16 protein-coding genes are annotated in these 15,584 nt (G+C 37.0%); 6 read left to right on the top strand and 10 right to left on the bottom strand.

What is annotated here, in order from left to right; all coding sequences use genetic code 11:
* Nucleotides 1–6: 6 nt before the first annotated feature.
* On the top strand, nucleotides 7–1,587 hold the full coding sequence (locus KBP46_RS10580) for a GMC family oxidoreductase N-terminal domain-containing protein (protein ID WP_216445341.1): 1,581 nt from the start codon (nucleotides 7–9) through the stop codon (nucleotides 1,585–1,587).
* Between the two features lie 2 nt (nucleotides 1,588–1,589).
* On the opposite strand, the gene KBP46_RS10585 is transcribed toward KBP46_RS10580, so the two are convergent.
* The 3 genes from KBP46_RS10585 to mqo form a co-directional block, all read right to left on the bottom strand.
* A complete protein-coding gene (locus KBP46_RS10585) occupies nucleotides 1,590–2,456 on the bottom strand; it encodes an AadS family aminoglycoside 6-adenylyltransferase (protein ID WP_216445342.1) in 867 nt (288 codons plus the stop codon).
* 1 nt (nucleotide 2,457) lies between these two features.
* Nucleotides 2,458–2,859 (bottom strand): hypothetical protein, encoded by a 402-nt coding sequence (locus KBP46_RS10590; protein ID WP_034693615.1) that lies wholly within the window; start codon nucleotides 2,857–2,859, stop codon nucleotides 2,458–2,460.
* 67 nt (nucleotides 2,860–2,926) lie between these two features.
* Nucleotides 2,927–4,432, bottom strand: coding sequence for a malate dehydrogenase (quinone) (gene mqo, locus KBP46_RS10595; RefSeq protein WP_123278914.1), 1,506 nt, complete (start codon nucleotides 4,430–4,432; stop codon nucleotides 2,927–2,929).
* A 500-nt stretch (nucleotides 4,433–4,932) separates the two neighbouring features.
* On the opposite strand from mqo, the gene KBP46_RS10600 reads away from it, so the two are divergent.
* Genes KBP46_RS10600 through KBP46_RS10610 form a run of 3 tightly spaced genes read left to right on the top strand, consistent with a single transcriptional unit; the run spans nucleotide 4,933 to nucleotide 7,655 of the window.
* Complete coding sequence (locus KBP46_RS10600; RefSeq protein ID WP_131797539.1) at nucleotides 4,933–6,036, top strand: hypothetical protein; 1,104 nt, start codon at nucleotides 4,933–4,935, stop codon at nucleotides 6,034–6,036.
* Between the two features lie 15 nt (nucleotides 6,037–6,051).
* On the top strand, nucleotides 6,052–6,873 hold the full coding sequence (locus KBP46_RS10605) for a hypothetical protein (RefSeq protein WP_062675512.1): 822 nt from the start codon (nucleotides 6,052–6,054) through the stop codon (nucleotides 6,871–6,873).
* Between the two features lie 38 nt (nucleotides 6,874–6,911).
* Entirely contained in the window at nucleotides 6,912–7,655 is a 744-nt protein-coding gene (locus KBP46_RS10610) for a hypothetical protein (RefSeq protein ID WP_216445343.1), read from the top strand.
* 77 nt (nucleotides 7,656–7,732) lie between these two features.
* Here KBP46_RS10610 and KBP46_RS10615 read toward each other — a convergent pair whose 3' ends face one another.
* On the bottom strand, nucleotides 7,733–8,773 hold the full coding sequence (locus KBP46_RS10615; RefSeq protein ID WP_062675514.1) for an NAD(P)H-dependent glycerol-3-phosphate dehydrogenase: 1,041 nt from the start codon (nucleotides 8,771–8,773) through the stop codon (nucleotides 7,733–7,735).
* 224 nt (nucleotides 8,774–8,997) lie between these two features.
* Here KBP46_RS10615 and KBP46_RS10620 point away from each other — a divergent pair, with 224 nt between their 5' ends.
* Complete coding sequence (locus KBP46_RS10620; protein WP_082798828.1) at nucleotides 8,998–10,029, top strand: M23 family metallopeptidase; 1,032 nt, start codon at nucleotides 8,998–9,000, stop codon at nucleotides 10,027–10,029.
* 313 nt (nucleotides 10,030–10,342) lie between these two features.
* Here the strand turns inward: KBP46_RS10620 and KBP46_RS23700 are convergent, their stop codons facing one another.
* From KBP46_RS23700 to KBP46_RS10645, 6 genes are all read right to left on the bottom strand, one after another.
* Entirely contained in the window at nucleotides 10,343–10,699 is a 357-nt protein-coding gene (locus KBP46_RS23700; protein ID WP_253297264.1) for a hypothetical protein, read from the bottom strand.
* On the bottom strand, nucleotides 10,690–11,514 hold the full coding sequence (locus KBP46_RS10625; protein WP_253297265.1) for an MBL fold metallo-hydrolase: 825 nt from the start codon (nucleotides 11,512–11,514) through the stop codon (nucleotides 10,690–10,692). Before KBP46_RS10625 ends, KBP46_RS23700 begins: the two co-directional genes overlap by 10 nt.
* Nucleotides 11,515–11,531: 17 nt before the next feature.
* Complete coding sequence (locus KBP46_RS10630; protein ID WP_120233422.1) at nucleotides 11,532–12,185, bottom strand: NAD(P)-dependent oxidoreductase; 654 nt, start codon at nucleotides 12,183–12,185, stop codon at nucleotides 11,532–11,534.
* 60 nt (nucleotides 12,186–12,245) lie between these two features.
* A complete protein-coding gene (locus tag KBP46_RS10635) occupies nucleotides 12,246–12,656 on the bottom strand; it encodes an Rrf2 family transcriptional regulator (RefSeq protein ID WP_076596660.1) in 411 nt (136 codons plus the stop codon).
* 65 nt (nucleotides 12,657–12,721) lie between these two features.
* Complete coding sequence (locus tag KBP46_RS10640; protein ID WP_216445344.1) at nucleotides 12,722–13,672, bottom strand: hypothetical protein; 951 nt, start codon at nucleotides 13,670–13,672, stop codon at nucleotides 12,722–12,724.
* Between the two features lie 133 nt (nucleotides 13,673–13,805).
* Nucleotides 13,806–14,240 (bottom strand): FKBP-type peptidyl-prolyl cis-trans isomerase, encoded by a 435-nt coding sequence (locus KBP46_RS10645; protein ID WP_052198510.1) that lies wholly within the window; start codon nucleotides 14,238–14,240, stop codon nucleotides 13,806–13,808.
* Between the two features lie 296 nt (nucleotides 14,241–14,536).
* On the opposite strand from KBP46_RS10645, the gene KBP46_RS10650 reads away from it, so the two are divergent.
* A complete protein-coding gene (locus tag KBP46_RS10650; RefSeq protein ID WP_216445345.1) occupies nucleotides 14,537–15,544 on the top strand; it encodes a catalase in 1,008 nt (335 codons plus the stop codon).
* Nucleotides 15,545–15,584: the final 40 nt, after the last annotated feature.

Below are 15,584 nucleotides of genomic sequence, written 5' to 3' on the forward strand. Positions count from 1 at the left end.
ATGCTCATGGACAGAAAAAGCTTCATAAAGACCAGTGCTCTGGCAATATCAGGATTTTATTTTCTTCAATCTGAATTATTTCATGCTGCAGAAAGAAGAAACAATCAGATAACTGAATACCATGATGTTCCGATTGTTATTATTGGCAGTGGATATGGAGGTGCTGTATCTGCCCTTCGCCTGTGTGAAGCCGGAAAAAAAGTAGTACTGCTGGAGATGGGTCTTAACTGGGAAAAAGCAGGAATTCCATTTTCTAATCTTTTGAAACCCGGAAAAAGTTCTGCATGGCTGAAAAACAAAAGCATTGCTCCTTTTATGAATATCTTTTCGCTAACTCCTTTCACCGGAACATTGGACCGTCTGGATTTTGATCATATTAAAATCTGGGCAGGAAGAGGGGTTGGCGGAGGTTCTCTGGTGAACGGCGGAATGGCTGTTACTCCCAAAGAAAGCTATTTCAAAGAGGTTTTTCCTGATCTTGATGCTGAAAAATTTTATAATCATTATTTTCCTCTGGTACAGGAAGAACTAAAAGTAAATGTTATTGACGAACAGTTTCTGAAAGACTGTCCTTATTATAAATTCACCCGGGTAGGTGAAGAAGAAGCCCATAAAGCTGGTTTTAAAACAATAAGGGTTCCCAATGTGTATGACTTTAAATACATGGAAAAAGAATTCCGGAATGAAGTTCCCCGTTCAGCTCTTAATACTGAAGTGATTTATGGAAACAATCACGGGAAAAACAGTTTAGATAAAACCTATCTCAGAAAAGCCCTTGAAACCGGAAATCTGGAAATCCTTGATCTTCATCGTGTCCAGACCATTCACTTGAATGATGACAAAAGCTATACATTGAATGTCCAGCAGATTGATACTTCAGGTGCTTTGCTTACTAACAAAGTCTTTACCTGTAAAAAACTGATTCTTTCTGCAGGAACAATGGGCACTTTACAACTTCTGTTACAATCTCATGCAGAGAACGGATTTCCCATCCATGAAAAGATTGGTAAAAACTGGGGAAATAACGGAAATTTTATGACGGGGCGAAACTGGGTGAAGCCTTTGTCTGGTGGCACCGGAGCTAAGCAATCTACTATCCCTGTGGGAGGAATTGATAACTGGGATGATCCTGAACATCCGTTTTTCACAGAAATTGCTCCTTTGCCTATGGGAATGGATGTCGCTACCGCTTTGTATCTGCTTATCAACAGAGTTGAGAAAAAAGGTGAAGTCACATACAATAAAGCCAGCCAGTCTCTTACATTGAATTGGAACGAAAGCAATACTGTTAAAATGAAAGAAAATGCCCAATATTTTATCCGGAAAATGAATAAAGCCAATGGCGGTACCAGAAGTCATCTTCTTTTCGATAATGGTTTTGGAGCAGATATTTGCTATCATCCGCTTGGCGGGTGTGTTTTAGGAGAAGCAACCAACGAATATGGAAAACTCAAAGATCATGAAAATCTCTATGTCCTGGACGGATCTTTAATTCCGGGAACCATTGGTGTGAATCCGTTTGTAACTATTACGGCTATTGCAGAATATTGTATTGAAAACCTTATTAAACAGAATGAATTTGCCTGAAATTAAGACATTGTCTTCACATTCTTAAGATAGTTCCGAATATCATCCTCCAGCTTTGACGGATAGATAAAATGAAGCTTTTCAGCCAGTGAAGTTCCCAACTCATAAACCAGATCTGCATAGGCAAACAATGCATTCCAGTTTTCTTCAATATTACTTCCTGAGAAAGTTTTTTCCACTTTATTCCATAGATCAGCGGACAGGTATTTTTTGAAAAGCCTTCCGTGTTTATTGGTTGTGATATTATTCCACTCATGATTTCCGGCAATATGCCACTCAATCAAAGGGACGAGATAATCTGTGCGGAGAATGTTTTCAGACATAAATTTGGCATAAAATATATCTCCACGCTTCAGGCACTTGGCAACATAGGTTGTATCCCACCAAAAATCATTCATCAGCTGCTGAAATTCTTTTTCCTTTGGCTTCTGAATCATGATTGACTGATACGTTGGTGGTTTCAGATTCTTAGTCAGGTCATCTTTATCTATTAAAACTTTATACCCTACATCCCAGTCTTCAGGAAGATTTTCTTCTTTAATTTCTTCAATAAACTCTGCTACCTGATACAGCTTAAAATCAACTTTCACATGGTCTTTGTACAACACCATTTTCATAGCATGCCTTCCGTCAAAAACACGATCGTCTTCTTCAATCATAGAAATAGGTTCACCAAAGAGTCTGATCCACTCATTTCCGGATTCATAAGATGCTCTGTTACCAAAAACAAGTTCTACATCTAGATCACTGAAATCATCTACCGGAGCATAAGGATTTACCAATGAACTGGTCAGGAGAACAGCACGGATATCAGGATTGTTTTCAGCCCAGTGAATAATCTGTTCCAGCTTTTCTTCCCTTACTTTCATATTAATAAGATTCTGATATTTTTACACGATATACGTCAGAAGAATTTCTCTTGATTGATTCTACAAAGAATCCTCCTTCCTCAGGAATAACTTCTTTCAGATCAAAACTTTTGCAGTCTTTCGGGAGACCTGAAAATATAAGGGTAAACCAAAAGTCTTTCATAAAGGGAACTGGTGTCCAATAGGGCGAAATTGAAATATTTTCCGCATGAATCATTTTGCTTCTATGCTCAGACTGGTTGTCAAAAAGATAGGTCGAATGCCAGATCCTGATCAGGTTTCCCAGAAACGGTGACGCCGGAAAACAACAGTGTACAATAACCTGCCTCTCCTCTTCTGTTTTTGCCTGAAGAGATTCCAGGATTTCCTTTGCAATGACTGGTTTTACAATTACTTCTTCCACCTTTTTATGAGTAATAAGTAATGAGCAATGAGTAATAACGATTATTACTTATTGCTCATTATTGATGTTAATATTCTAATTCTAATTTTTCTTTGGTGTAATTTCGTACTTCATGGGTCAGCTCAGGGTTATCAGCCAGTTTTTGACCATAAGAAGGAACCATTTCAAGCAGCTTTCCTTTCCATTCTCCATGTAGTTTTTCAGGGAAGCATTTTTCCAGCACGTTCAGCATGGCATATACTGCTGTGGATGCACCTGGTGAAGCTCCCAATAAAGAAGCAATGGTTCCAGACTTGTTCACCACAACTTCGGTTCCGAACTCCAGCTTACCTCCTTCTTTTTCATCTTTTTTGATGATCTGAACTCTCTGTCCTGCTACTTTCAGTTCCCAGTCTTCTTCTTTGGCATCTTTTATAAATTCTCTCAAATGCTGCATTCTCTGAGACTTCGTCATGGCAACCTGCTGGATCAGATATTTCGTTAATGGAATGTTGTGCCACCATGCTCCGAAAAGTGATTTTAAGTTTTTGGTATTTACACTTTCAGGAAGGTCCAGATAGCTTCCTTCTCTTAAGAATTTAGTTGAAAATCCTGCAAAGGGTCCAAAAAGAAGGGCTTTTTTCCCATCGATGATTCTAAGATCAAGGTGTGGAACAGACATTGGCGGAGCATCTACTGTAGCCTGAGTATATACTTTAGCATGGTGCTTTTCTACCAGCTCCTGATTATGACTGACCAGCCATTGGCCGGAAACCGGGAAACCTCCGTATCCTTCACTTTCTTTAATATCTGAGCTGTCCAGTAGCGGAAGCGCGTATCCTCCCGCACCGATAAATACAAAATCTGCTACCACTTCCTGTTTATGGCTATGGATTCTGTCTTTCACTTTCATTTCCCATGTCCCGTTCTCTCTAGGGCTGATATCTTTTACTTCGTGGTATAAGAAAACCTCAACATTGGAATCTTCCAGAAGATGTCTTCCCATTTTTCTTGTCAATGTTCCGAAGTTCACATCTGTTCCCATATCCATCTTCGTTGCAGCCATTACTTCAGACTGATTTCTTTTGCTCATCACCAAAGGAATCCATTCTTTCAGCTTTTCATGATCTGTAGAAAATTCCATTCCTGAAAAAAGGACAGATTCTGCCATTTTATCGTGGCGCTTTTTAAGGTATTCAGCATCTTTTTCTCCGAATACCAGACTCATGTGTGCACAGGAATTGATAAATTCTTTAGGCTCACGGATATATCCTTTGGTAATCAGATAAGACCAGAATTGTTTTGAAATTTCAAACTGCTCTGCAATGCTTTCTGCCTTGGAAATATCAATAGATCCGTCTGGTTTTTCAGGAGTATAATTTAGCTCACAAAAAGCGGAATGTCCTGTTCCGGCGTTGTTCCATGCAGCTGTACTTTCTTTGGCAAACCTTCCGAGTCTTTCGAAGATAGCGATTTCAAGATTTGGATCAAATTCATGAAGCAGCGTTGCTAAAGTGGCGCTCATGATTCCGCCGCCTATCAGTACAACGTCGTATTTAGGTTTCGGTGTTCTGCTTGTAAGCGATTGTGACATAATTTTAAAATTTTACTTCAAATTTCGGGAAAAGTTTTAAAAAGCGGAACGATTTTAACACGTTATTTTTTTGTTCAAAACACTTATTGAGTACACAACAAAAAACCATGGAAAATTTCAATAAAGTACCATTGAAATGATTGATAATGTAAAATATTTCTTTATAAAAATATTAATTTTTTATTTTTTATTTCACTGAATGGTAACTAATTAATGAATAATTCAAGGGTGAAATTTTATAAAAATTTAAGTTTATTTAAGTTCATCATATTAAATACTGCAATCATAACTATTTACACCATTTTATTTTATCAACAACAAGTGATAAATAATTATACTAAAATTATAAAATATCACTTTTTATTGATAAATATATAATTTTATAGATACAATTCCATACATACCACATTGAATAACTGTTTTTTTTATGTACCTTTCAATTGATTTAATACCTATTCCAACAAGTATTTAATTAAAATTATTTCATAAACATACTAAAGATGAGAATTATTAACTTCGCGAGTACATTGTTCGCTACAATGGGATTTGCTCAGAGCGGAAGTGTAGGAATCAACACGTCCACACCGGACCCCAGTGCTATTCTGCACATTGAGAACTTCAGTGGAACCCCAGCTACAGCTACAGCCACCATTTCGGGAGGTGCTGTTATCGGGATTACCATCAGCAACGGAGGAAGCGGCTATACTTCGGTACCAACAATTAATTTTTATGGAGGAGGATCTGTGGTGAATGGAGGTTCAAAAGCCCGTGCTACAGCAGTCATTTCCAACGGTCAGCTAACAGGTATAACGATTAACAACGGAGGTAGTGGCTATACTACAGCTCCTACAGTAACTGTTTCCGGAGGTAATAAAGGAGTATTATTCCCCAACCTGAATATTGCTAACCTAACCAGTACGACAAGTCCTGTTGTCTCGCCTGCCAATGGACTTATTGGATTCAATGGAGGAACTAACAGTAACAACAAAGCTCTTCATTTTTTTAATAGCACGACCAATTCATGGCAAAGCACAATTGATGCACAAAACACTCCCAAGGTTGCCTATCTTGATTTTACCGGATCACTATCGGCTCTTGACAATGCGATAGCAGGTGCCAGCACTCAGCTTATAGTTAATAATCCTGCCGTTTCAGGGGTATCAAATATCAGTGGATTTAAAGTGCTTCCAAACACTTCCGGAGGATATTCCCTGATTCTTCCACAGGGAAAATATCTGGTAGAGGTTAACCTGAATTTAAATTCACCTCAGGAAAGTCCATCCGGACAGGGAGGAACTGCTCCACTTTCCGGGAGTACTTATTATCTGATGGGATATTTTATAGATTTCATCAACGATACCTATAATAATACAACGAATACCTTTACCGGAGGAGGTGCTACAAGGAAAGAAGTTCCTATTGTTTCTAAAGTCAATACCAATCATCTTGCCACCTGGTCCTATTATTACACTGTTCCGGCTAATGTGAACGCCAATATTATAGGAGGATTAAGACTCAATCTTGGAAGAATGCAGAACAGTACATTCTACGATCTTGTGAATGTAATTCCTACTGGCTCTTATATTAAAATATCTCAGCTATAAAAAAACAATCAACATATGAAAAAAAGTTATATCCTGCTATTATTGATTATAGCTCATACCATATATGCACAGGTTGCTATTGGGAAAACCTCAGTAAACAGCTCAGCTGTGCTGGAAGTTTCACAGACCACTAATAAAGGAGTACTTCTTCCAAGAGTAGATATTATAGATGTTTTGAATAATACCTCTCCGGTAAATAATCCGGCAGAAGGACTGGTTGTTTATAATAAAGGGAACTCCATTAGCCCCGGTCTTTATATCTGGAAAAGCAATATGTGGACTCAGCTTTCTGATACGTATAACCTGGTAAGTTATATGATGCTTCAACGCACCTCTGATTATTCAATACTTGGAGGTCTTGCCAACGGTACATACAAAAATTTCAACGATGCCGCATTTACTGTTGTATCTAATGATATCGGAGCTTTATACAATACTTCTACAGGAATTATCACACTTCCCGGAAACAGCGGATATCTGGTGAATGTATGTCTGAATATCAGAACAGCTCTTGAAAGTACGACTGCCGGAATAGGAGGAACTTCTGTTCATCTGCATCAGTACCTTGTAAAACTTATTGATCCGTCCACAGGAAATCAATATGGTAAAACAATTAGTATCAATGCACAATCAATTGCCAGTAATAAGACCCATACTCTGAATATGAGTTTCTCTTTTGTGACTACTTCAGCAGCTCCTATTCTTTTAGTTCCTGCCATTGCTCATGATGCGGGAGGAACTTACCAGAACGGATCCGGAGGAACAACGCCTAATAACGGAGAAATCATCATCACGAATGCTAAAGTTGATATTCAAAGATCAGCACTTAATCAATAATTTATAGCACAATGAAAACATCTATTTACATAATCGGTATGATACTGTTAAGCATTTTTTCAAATGCACAAGTTGGTATTAATACAAACACGCCTAATTCAAGCAGTGTTCTGGACATTAGTTCTTCTAATAAAGGAGTTCTTCTTCCACAATATGATCTGCTTGTTCTGAACAGTACCTCTACTCCCATTGCGAATCCTGCAGACGGGCTTATTATTTACAATAGCGGAGGAGCATCTACTTTTCCGAAAGGATATTATGTTTGGGTAAGAAATCAATGGCAACGTATTATAGTTTCCGGTTCAGAACCTCAGATCATGTCTTTGCTTATCAATCCGGGAGTACTTATTCCTACCGGAAGCACGAATAATACATTAGGGAACTTTGCGGTTACTTCGAATAAAATTACAGGAGCTTCACTAGGCGCGGATAATTCCACGATTACTCTGCCTGCCGGAACATATATTGTACGGTATTCTGTGGATTCCAGCAATGCGAATAATAATAACGGAACGGCTAACACCCAGTATCTTTCTCAAAATTTTACCTGTACCCGTTCTTATCTGATTAATTCCGCTACCAGTGCAACCATTACGGAAACCAACAGAATGTGCCAGTTATCAAGCTCATTTACATTTTTCCAGGGAAGTTATTTTTTAACACTGGCTTCTCCAACAACGATCCGTCAGAAGTTCGAATTTGATACAGGAAACGGTTTTACCGCCAGTAATCTTAATGTAAGATCATCATTATCACTTGTCATTACCAAGATGAGTCTATAAAAAAACTTAAGCATGAAAAATGCTTAAGTTTCATTATTTATGTTTAACAGGACTTTAATTTTTAAAGTCCTGTTTTTTTAATTCAATTTTGCGGTCAATTTTTTAAACTGCTTTTCAGCATTTTTACCTTCATACAAAATAGCATATACGGTATCAATAATCGGAAGTTTAAGATTTTTCTGTTTTGCCGTTTTATAAATGGAATCTGCAGCGTAATATCCTTCTGCTACCATGTTCATAGACTGAATGGCAGATTTTACGGTATATCCTTTCCCAATAAGGTTTCCAAGGTTTCTGTTTCTTGAGAAAAGTGAATATGCCGTTACCAAAAGGTCACCCAGATATGCACTTTCATTCACGTCTCTTGGTGCCTCATAAATCGCTTCCAGAAATGTTTCCATTTCACGGATAGCATTGGAAACAAAGACTGCTGTAAAGTTATCACCATAACCCAATCCACTTGCTATTCCCGCTCCGATGGCAAAAATATTTTTAAGAATGGCGCTGTATTCATTTCCTAAAATATCTTTGCTTGTATGAACTTTAATAAAATCTGAACTGAAGATTCCTTCAAGTTTTTCAGCAGTCTCATCTTCTACGGCCGCAATAGTAAGATAAGAAAGTCTTTCCATAGCCACCTCTTCAGCATGACATGGCCCTGCAATAACGGCCTGATTTCTGAAACCAATTTTAAATTCATCACGCAGATAGTGTGCTACCACGTCATTTACTTTAGGAATAATTCCTTTAATTGCTGAAATAAAGATCTTATCTGAATATTCACAGGTCATTTTATCCAACGTATCAGACAGATAGATAGACGGTGTTGCCAGAACAATAACATCACAGGCAGTAACCAGTTCGTTAATATCTGTTGTCAGTTTTAAACTTTTAAGATTAAAATGGGCAGCCGTAAGATAAGTTGGGTTATGTCCACGAAGCTCAATAGCTCCTTTTACAAATTCATTTCTTACACACCAGTGTACTACTTTGCAGTTTTCAACAAGCATTTTTACAATAGCGGTTGCAAAACTTCCGCTTCCTACAACTCCTACAGAAATATCCTTTTTATTCTTTTTTGGATTCGAAGATTCTGAAATAATTTTCTTTTTAGCCATAATTGGAATGTGAACTGCAAAGATATTAAAACAAAGACGTAACGCAGGCTTTGAAACTATGATAAAAACCATTTTCTGAAAAAATTAACACTACAACACAATTAAATAGCTAATTAGCCGTTAAATACAGAAAAAACTGAATTTTAATTAAAAATAACTCACAAAGCTTATTTTTAATTAAATTTGCAGCTTCAAAACCGTTTTAACTTACTAAGAGAAGAAATATGAAAAAATTTCTAAACAGCAAGAAGAACGTAAACATTCTCCTGGGAGGACTTTTACTAGTAGTTTTTGCACAAGGTGTATTCATTGCCAAACTCTTTTCTGAAAGAGATGACAAAACCTACGAAGTAAACCTTGTAAAAATAAACACTGAAAAAGACAGTGTAGATTATTTAAAAATGAAAAGTGATCTTACTCTTGTAGATCAAACCGTTGCTCAGCTCAACTCCTTCCTGAAGTCCAAAGACATCACTAATGAAAAACTAATGATGCTCAACCAGGACAGTATTTCAAACTCTATTTATCTTTCCAAACAGGCTAACCGATACAGCCAATATCTGATGGATCTTCAGAAAAAACTCATGCAGGTTCCCTTAGGAATGCCTACTGATGGCTATATTTCCTCTAATTTCGGGATAAGAAAAAATCCTATTCCTTTCAAAACTGTTTTTGCTTCGGTAAGATCTAGTGCAGCAACAGAAGCAAAACCAACAGTAGTGGCAGCAGCTAAGCCTGAAGTAAAAGCTGAACCTGTTGAGAAAATTATAGAACTTACAGACAGCTATGGAAATAAGAGAGAAGTAAAAGTAATGGTAACCCCAAAAACGGCTCCTGTAGCTGCAACTTCTGCTCCTGCAACTACAACAAAAGCTGCTTCCGGAACGCCTGCAACTAAAACTGCTGTCGCTGAAAAAAACAATCCACCTGCTGAAGCTGATCAGATGCAGTTCCATAAAGGACTGGACATTGCTGTTGCCTATGGTTCTGATGTAAGAGCTGCTGCTGCCGGAACAATCATTTTTTCCGGACAAAAAGGAGGCTATGGAAACTGTGTAATTGTTTCTCACGGAAACGGGCTGGCTACTTTATATGGACATTTATCTCAGCTTATTGCAAAAGTAAATGATAAAGTAAAAGTTGGTCAGGTCATTGCAAAATCAGGAAATTCCGGGCGTTCTACAGGACCTCATCTTCATTATGAAGTACACAAAAACAATACTCCGATTAACCCGAAATTGTTTATGAATCTATAAAAGAAAACTGTCTCTCATGAGGCAGTTTTTTAGTTTTACAAAATAGAGTATTCATTTAAAGACCTTTTTTAAACACGAAGAACACGAATAGTTCCACGAATAGAACGAATCACTAATATAATTCTCATGATCATAGATCTTCAAAATCTATAAAATCTGCGAGAGATTATTTTAATTCAAAGTTTTTAATTTGCTTTCTTTTGAGGCTAAGGAGGCAAAGTTAGAATCAGCAAGCTGATTTGATGAGCTTTAATGATATTTTATTGTTAACTATTATGATACAAAAAAGACAGCTGCATTGGCAGCTGTCTTTTTATTTTAAAATTTTAAGCGTTCCTTTCGGGTGGGTAAATGTACCGTCGGGACCTGCAATATTCGAGTAGATGATATTTTTATTATAATCCTGAATATGGGTTACATTGAAACCAAGGTGCGGCTCATGCCAGTAGACCATAAAAACATTTTTTGCTACTTCTACGGCAGTATATTCTACAGTATCTGTACTGTTTTTTGAACTTCCGGCTGTTCCTATGAATGTCATGGTTTTATTATCTTTAAAATCAAGAACAAATTTAACTTCTCCAAAGTTCACTTCCACTTTTTGTCCTATTGCCGGATAGGGTGATTTAAGATCCCAGTCCATTTCTTTAAGATAAACCTTTACTCCCATTTCCAGCTCTTCTTTTCCTGGCAGATCAGGGTATTTTTTACCATGAAATCTACAATTGCGGATGTAGTTTTGTTTTCAGTAACTGCCTGTTTATAATTTTCCAGATAGTTTTTCACAAAATCAAGAGATTGTGGTGATGTGGAAAGCTCTGCAAAATGAGAAGGAATAACTTTTTCCGGTTTCAAACCTTTCATAGCATCAATCTGCCCTATCCATTGATCAACGGCTTTGACATTCTGTGTATCTGCCATCCAGAGATGTGAGCCAACAGAAACTGAAATCCCGCCTGCAATGGTTTTGATGGACGGAATCCAAAGAAAGCTATGTGCAGGATCTTCAGGATTTTGTCTGATTTCAATTTTGTTTCCTTCAAGATCAGGAATTGAAGTAACTGCTTCAGGAATTATAATTTCTGATGGGGCATCTGCCTTCAGCTGTGGTTTCCACACTCCCATTTTATCATCTTTTGAAGCTGATATAAGGTAAGCAGTCTGTGCCGTTGAGATAATTTTAGCATTAGGAAAAGCTTTTTTAATCACATCCAATCCAAAATAGAAATCAGGATCGCTGTGAGAAATAAAAATGGTTTTCAGGTTCTTTCCTGTTGCTTTTATTTCTTTTACCAGCTGTTCCGCATATTGTTTCTGAAACTGAGCATCTACCAGTATCGCATCTTTATCTCCGTAAATAATGGTAGAAGTAATGGGAAAAATAGCTTTGGTTCCCGGATTATAAACTTTCACTTTGAGATTCCCTGCAAATATGCTGATGAATCCCAACAATGCTAATAACGACCATAATTTTTTTTGTATCATTTTTGTTCTTTTATCAATTAATAAGCTGCTGTGAAACGTTCACGGATGTGATTGTTCTGCTCTAATTCGTCTACTAAAACTACGGCTACGTCTTCTACAGACAGACGGCTTCTTCCGTTTTCATCAAATACCGGAGTTTCCAGTGAAGTTCTGTATTTTCCTGTTCTTTCTCCTACATTCGCCTGGTTCATTTCTATAGCAGGGCTGAAGAATGTCCAATCCAACGTATTATTTTCCTTGATTTTGTTTAGATAATCTCTTGCTGCTGTTGCACCAGGTTTGTAAGCTTCAGGGAAATCAGGAGTATCTACAATTTGTACGTTATCGGGTGTGTAAAGGCTTCCTGCTCCACCTACTACAATCAGTCTTTTTACTCCCGACTGTTCTACAGCTTTTTCAATGTTCTCAGAACCGTTTAAAAAATCGTTGTAAAGGTTAGGGTTGGTCCATCCTGCATTGAATGTACTGATTACTGCATCACTTCCTTTCAATGCTTCAGCCAGTTCGCTTACATTGTTTACATCAACACTTTTTGCAGTTACATTTTCCTGTGTTTTCACTTTTGATGCATCTCTTACCAATGCTTCCACCGCATATCCTCTTTCTGCTAATTCTGATACTACGTGTGCTCCTACAAATCCTGTTGCACCGATTACTGCTACTTTTTTCATAATGTTTTATTTTTTTAATTAAACTGTAATAAATTTTGTTACATTTAAAATGAAATTTTTTTATTCGAACTGGTCAGTGAATTCCTGTAATGACTTGTCTCCTAAAAAGTTTACCACCAATTGATCTGTTTCTTCAAATAATGTATTTAAATGATTGTTGATCTCCTTTCCAACACTGCATGCGGGATTGGGATTCTGATTTTTTTTGCCTAATACTTCTGTATTTTTTACTGCTTTATAGATCTCGGAAATTGTGATCATTTCAGCATTTTTTGCAAGCTGACTTCCTCCTTCTTTTCCTTGTCTGCTGATAATCAGACCTGCTTCTCTCAATACGCTGATCTCCTTTCGGATAATCACCGGATTCACATTGATACTACCGGCCATCCAGTCGGATGTAAGCCACTCCTGAGGGCTTTTCGCCAATAGTGTCATTATATGTACTGCCGTAGCAAATCTTGTATTGTTCATTGTAATTACTTTGCAAAGATACACATTTTTTAAATGTAACAAAATTTATTACAGTTAATTTTTTCTTAAAGAATTAATTTATCCAGATCCAGCAACAAATAATTGATATTTTGATTAATGGTACGTGTGGCCGACTGCATCTGATTGAGCATGGCAGCGCGGTTATGAAGATCGTCTGCTCTGTAAAACCCTCCATCACTGAAGATTACAGACTTATCTGCTGTTTCTTTATTGTCATCAAACTGGTAATGAAGCCATCTTAATTTCATATTTCCGATAATGGAGTGTTCTTCTCTGTTGGAAAACTTTTTCTCTGTGTACATATACCAGATAAAAGGGGGAAAATTCGGAGACTCTAATTTTTCTTTCCAGATATCTCTCAAAAGGTTTCTCTGGTGGATAAACTCTACCTTTTTCCCTTTTGGATTAAGGGTTGCCAGTCCAAAACCTGCTCCCAGAACCCCTCCGCCTATATCAATGGCATTACTCCAGCCTTGATCATGTACAATTCCTCCTGCTATGGAAGCGGCTGCTCCTGCAACAATTGAATATAAAATAAGCTTATTATTTCTTGATGAATTTAAGTTATCCACATAATTTCCAATCTGGGCTACTCTTTCTCCTTCACAGTCGAACTCTGCGGCTACTGCATCCAGTTCCGTAAGAGCAATCGTTATTTTGCTGTTTATTTTTGTCTTCAACTGTAAGACTTTAATCTGGGAAGCAAGGGATGAATCTTTTTTAAGATCAATAATCTGATGAACCTCATCTAAATTATCCAGTGCGTTTAAGATGAGGATACTCTGGTCAGAAAAGACCTCTTTTAATTCTTTATTGGCTGCCAGTATAGAATCTGAATTATAAGACGGAAGTTTATTGCTGTAGTTATATTTGAACGGCGCTTTACAGTAGCTGTCTTTCAGGGTAAGAATATTCTGCTGAATAGCCTGATTCTTCCTGGAAACACAGGAAGTAAGAAGCCCGAAAACAATCAATAGGTAAAAAAGTTTTTTCATTCAGTGATTTTTTGTGTTATCAGGTATATTGCAAAATAAATTTCTCCATTTTCACAATTCTCCTATACGAATATAGTACAAATAAAAAATTTACCTGAAATCAGGTAAATTTTTAATCTATTTTTAAGAAGGATTATTTAATATCCAGTAATTCAACCTCAAAAACAAGAGTACTGTTTGGTCCTATTTCCTTGCTGATCTCCTGATCTCCGTATGCTAAGTGCGGAGGAATAATCAATCTCCACTTACTTCCGACAGGCATCAGCTGAAGAGCTTCCGTCCATCCTGAAATCACTCTGTTCAAAGGGAAAGATGCAGGTGTACCTCTTTTTACAGAGCTGTCGAATACTTTCCCGGAAATAGTAGTTCCGTGATAGTGGCATTTTACAGTAGATTTGGGTCCTGGTTTCGGGCCGTCGCCTTCTGTAATGATTTCATACTGTAAGCCGCTTGGTAACTGCACAACGCTTTCTCTTTTACCATACTCTTCCATATATTCTTTACCGTCTTTCAGGTTTTTTTCTGCTAATTCTTTTTTACGTTTAAATAACATATCTGCTACTCCCATATTATAATTTTTTACAAAGATAAGGCTTTTTGGGTTTGGAAGATGGGAGCACGATAAGCGAAGTTTAAAAGCCTGAAGAATTTTCCTCTCAAACAAAGTGACTTTAATTCATTCTCATTAAAAATAAATAAACACTAATAATCAACAAGTTAAAAAGATTATTTTTCAATATTCATTAATCATATAGTCTTACATTTTTGATTTTCAAAGAGCTTTTCCACAAAATTCAAATATTTGTAATACTTATTTAACACAGATTTCGAAACTTGGCGTTATAATTGGATTTTAAAAACTAAATGCCAAATCCACTAAAATATAATAAGAAGTTTGATGAGCTGAATGAAGAGGAAAAAAAGCTTCTGGAAATCAATAAAAAAACAATAGCAGATTTTGTTGAACAATCCTCTTCCATCAGCGATGTCAACTATGCTACCAGAAATGCCCATGCCAAAACGTATGCGGTAGCAAAAGGTACATTCAGGATAGAATCTGATATTCCGGAATCACTGCAGCCTTTTTTTGATAAGGAAAAATTTGATCTTACTATACGGTTTTCCAATGCTCAGCTGAAAATTAAGAATACAAGAAAGGATATTCCTGCCTACGGCTTTGCAGTGCAGATCAAGAATGAAAACGGTGGGCTTCTTGCCAATTATCCATTGGTGAATTTTCCCCTGTTTCCTATAAATTCTGTTTCAAATTTTTTGAAACTGTTTACGGCGGTCAACAGATTTTACACCAAAAAATGGAGCAGTTTGTTTACCCTGCTGCTTCAGATGATTAAAATGACTCCTTCCCTGCTAACAGCTGATATGGTTCGTAATATGATTCAACTTCTTCGTAAAAGAAATGATTTTATTCTTTCCTTCGACTATCATTCTATAGGAGCTTACCGGCTTGGAGATCATATCATCAAAATAAAACTGTCTCCTCAATCTGTGGATAAGAACATTGGAAAAAAACAAAAGGTCAAGGATTCTTTAAAAAACTATCTGCAGACACACAACTTTACTGCAGATGTCCTGATACAGATATGTTATGACCTGAAAGACCAGCCTGTCAACAAACTGAATGTGGAGTGGAAAAACTCTCCTTTTATTAAAATCGGCGAAGTAAAAATCGACAAAGATTCTTTGCTGGATTCCCGTAACTGCAACACTGAACTTCTTTCATTCAATCCTTTTGAGAGTAAAATATTTTTTCAGCCTGTAGGAAAAATACAAAAGCTGCGTGATGAAGCTTATAAGGTTTCCCTACAGACGAGAAGAAAGATCAATAAGCTGCTGCATGGGAAAAACGGGTAGGGTAATTATGAATTTTTGAATACTAGATTGCCTTCACTGG

This window comes from Chryseobacterium sp. PCH239, from assembly GCF_018924625.1.
Taxonomy (GTDB): Bacteria; Bacteroidota; Bacteroidia; order Flavobacteriales; family Weeksellaceae; genus Chryseobacterium; species Chryseobacterium cucumeris.

Excerpts from the sequence above, each read along its gene's own strand:
- mqo (WP_123278914.1), bottom strand. The coding sequence starts at position 4,432 with ATGTCACAATCGCTTACAAGCAGAACACCGAAACCTAAATACGACGTT.
- KBP46_RS10615 (WP_062675514.1), bottom strand. The coding sequence starts at position 8,773 with ATGGCTAAAAAGAAAATTATTTCAGAATCTTCGAATCCAAAAAAGAAT.
- KBP46_RS10620 (WP_082798828.1), top strand. The coding sequence starts at position 8,998 with ATGAAAAAATTTCTAAACAGCAAGAAGAACGTAAACATTCTCCTGGGA.
- KBP46_RS10645 (WP_052198510.1), bottom strand. The coding sequence starts at position 14,240 with ATGGGAGTAGCAGATATGTTATTTAAACGTAAAAAAGAATTAGCAGAA.
- KBP46_RS10585 (WP_216445342.1), bottom strand. The coding sequence starts at position 2,456 with ATGAAAGTAAGGGAAGAAAAGCTGGAACAGATTATTCACTGGGCTGAA.
- KBP46_RS10610 (WP_216445343.1), top strand. The coding sequence starts at position 6,912 with ATGATACTGTTAAGCATTTTTTCAAATGCACAAGTTGGTATTAATACA.
- KBP46_RS10580 (WP_216445341.1), top strand. The coding sequence starts at position 7 with ATGGACAGAAAAAGCTTCATAAAGACCAGTGCTCTGGCAATATCAGGA.
- KBP46_RS23700 (WP_253297264.1), bottom strand. The coding sequence starts at position 10,699 with ATGGGAGTAAAGGTTTATCTTAAAGAAATGGACTGGGATCTTAAATCA.
- KBP46_RS10625 (WP_253297265.1), bottom strand. The coding sequence starts at position 11,514 with ATGATACAAAAAAAATTATGGTCGTTATTAGCATTGTTGGGATTCATC.
- KBP46_RS10640 (WP_216445344.1), bottom strand. The coding sequence starts at position 13,672 with ATGAAAAAACTTTTTTACCTATTGATTGTTTTCGGGCTTCTTACTTCC.
- KBP46_RS10635 (WP_076596660.1), bottom strand. The coding sequence starts at position 12,656 with ATGAACAATACAAGATTTGCTACGGCAGTACATATAATGACACTATTG.
- KBP46_RS10650 (WP_216445345.1), top strand. The coding sequence starts at position 14,537 with ATGCCAAATCCACTAAAATATAATAAGAAGTTTGATGAGCTGAATGAA.
- KBP46_RS10600 (WP_131797539.1), top strand. The coding sequence starts at position 4,933 with ATGAGAATTATTAACTTCGCGAGTACATTGTTCGCTACAATGGGATTT.
- KBP46_RS10630 (WP_120233422.1), bottom strand. The coding sequence starts at position 12,185 with ATGAAAAAAGTAGCAGTAATCGGTGCAACAGGATTTGTAGGAGCACAC.
- KBP46_RS10605 (WP_062675512.1), top strand. The coding sequence starts at position 6,052 with ATGAAAAAAAGTTATATCCTGCTATTATTGATTATAGCTCATACCATA.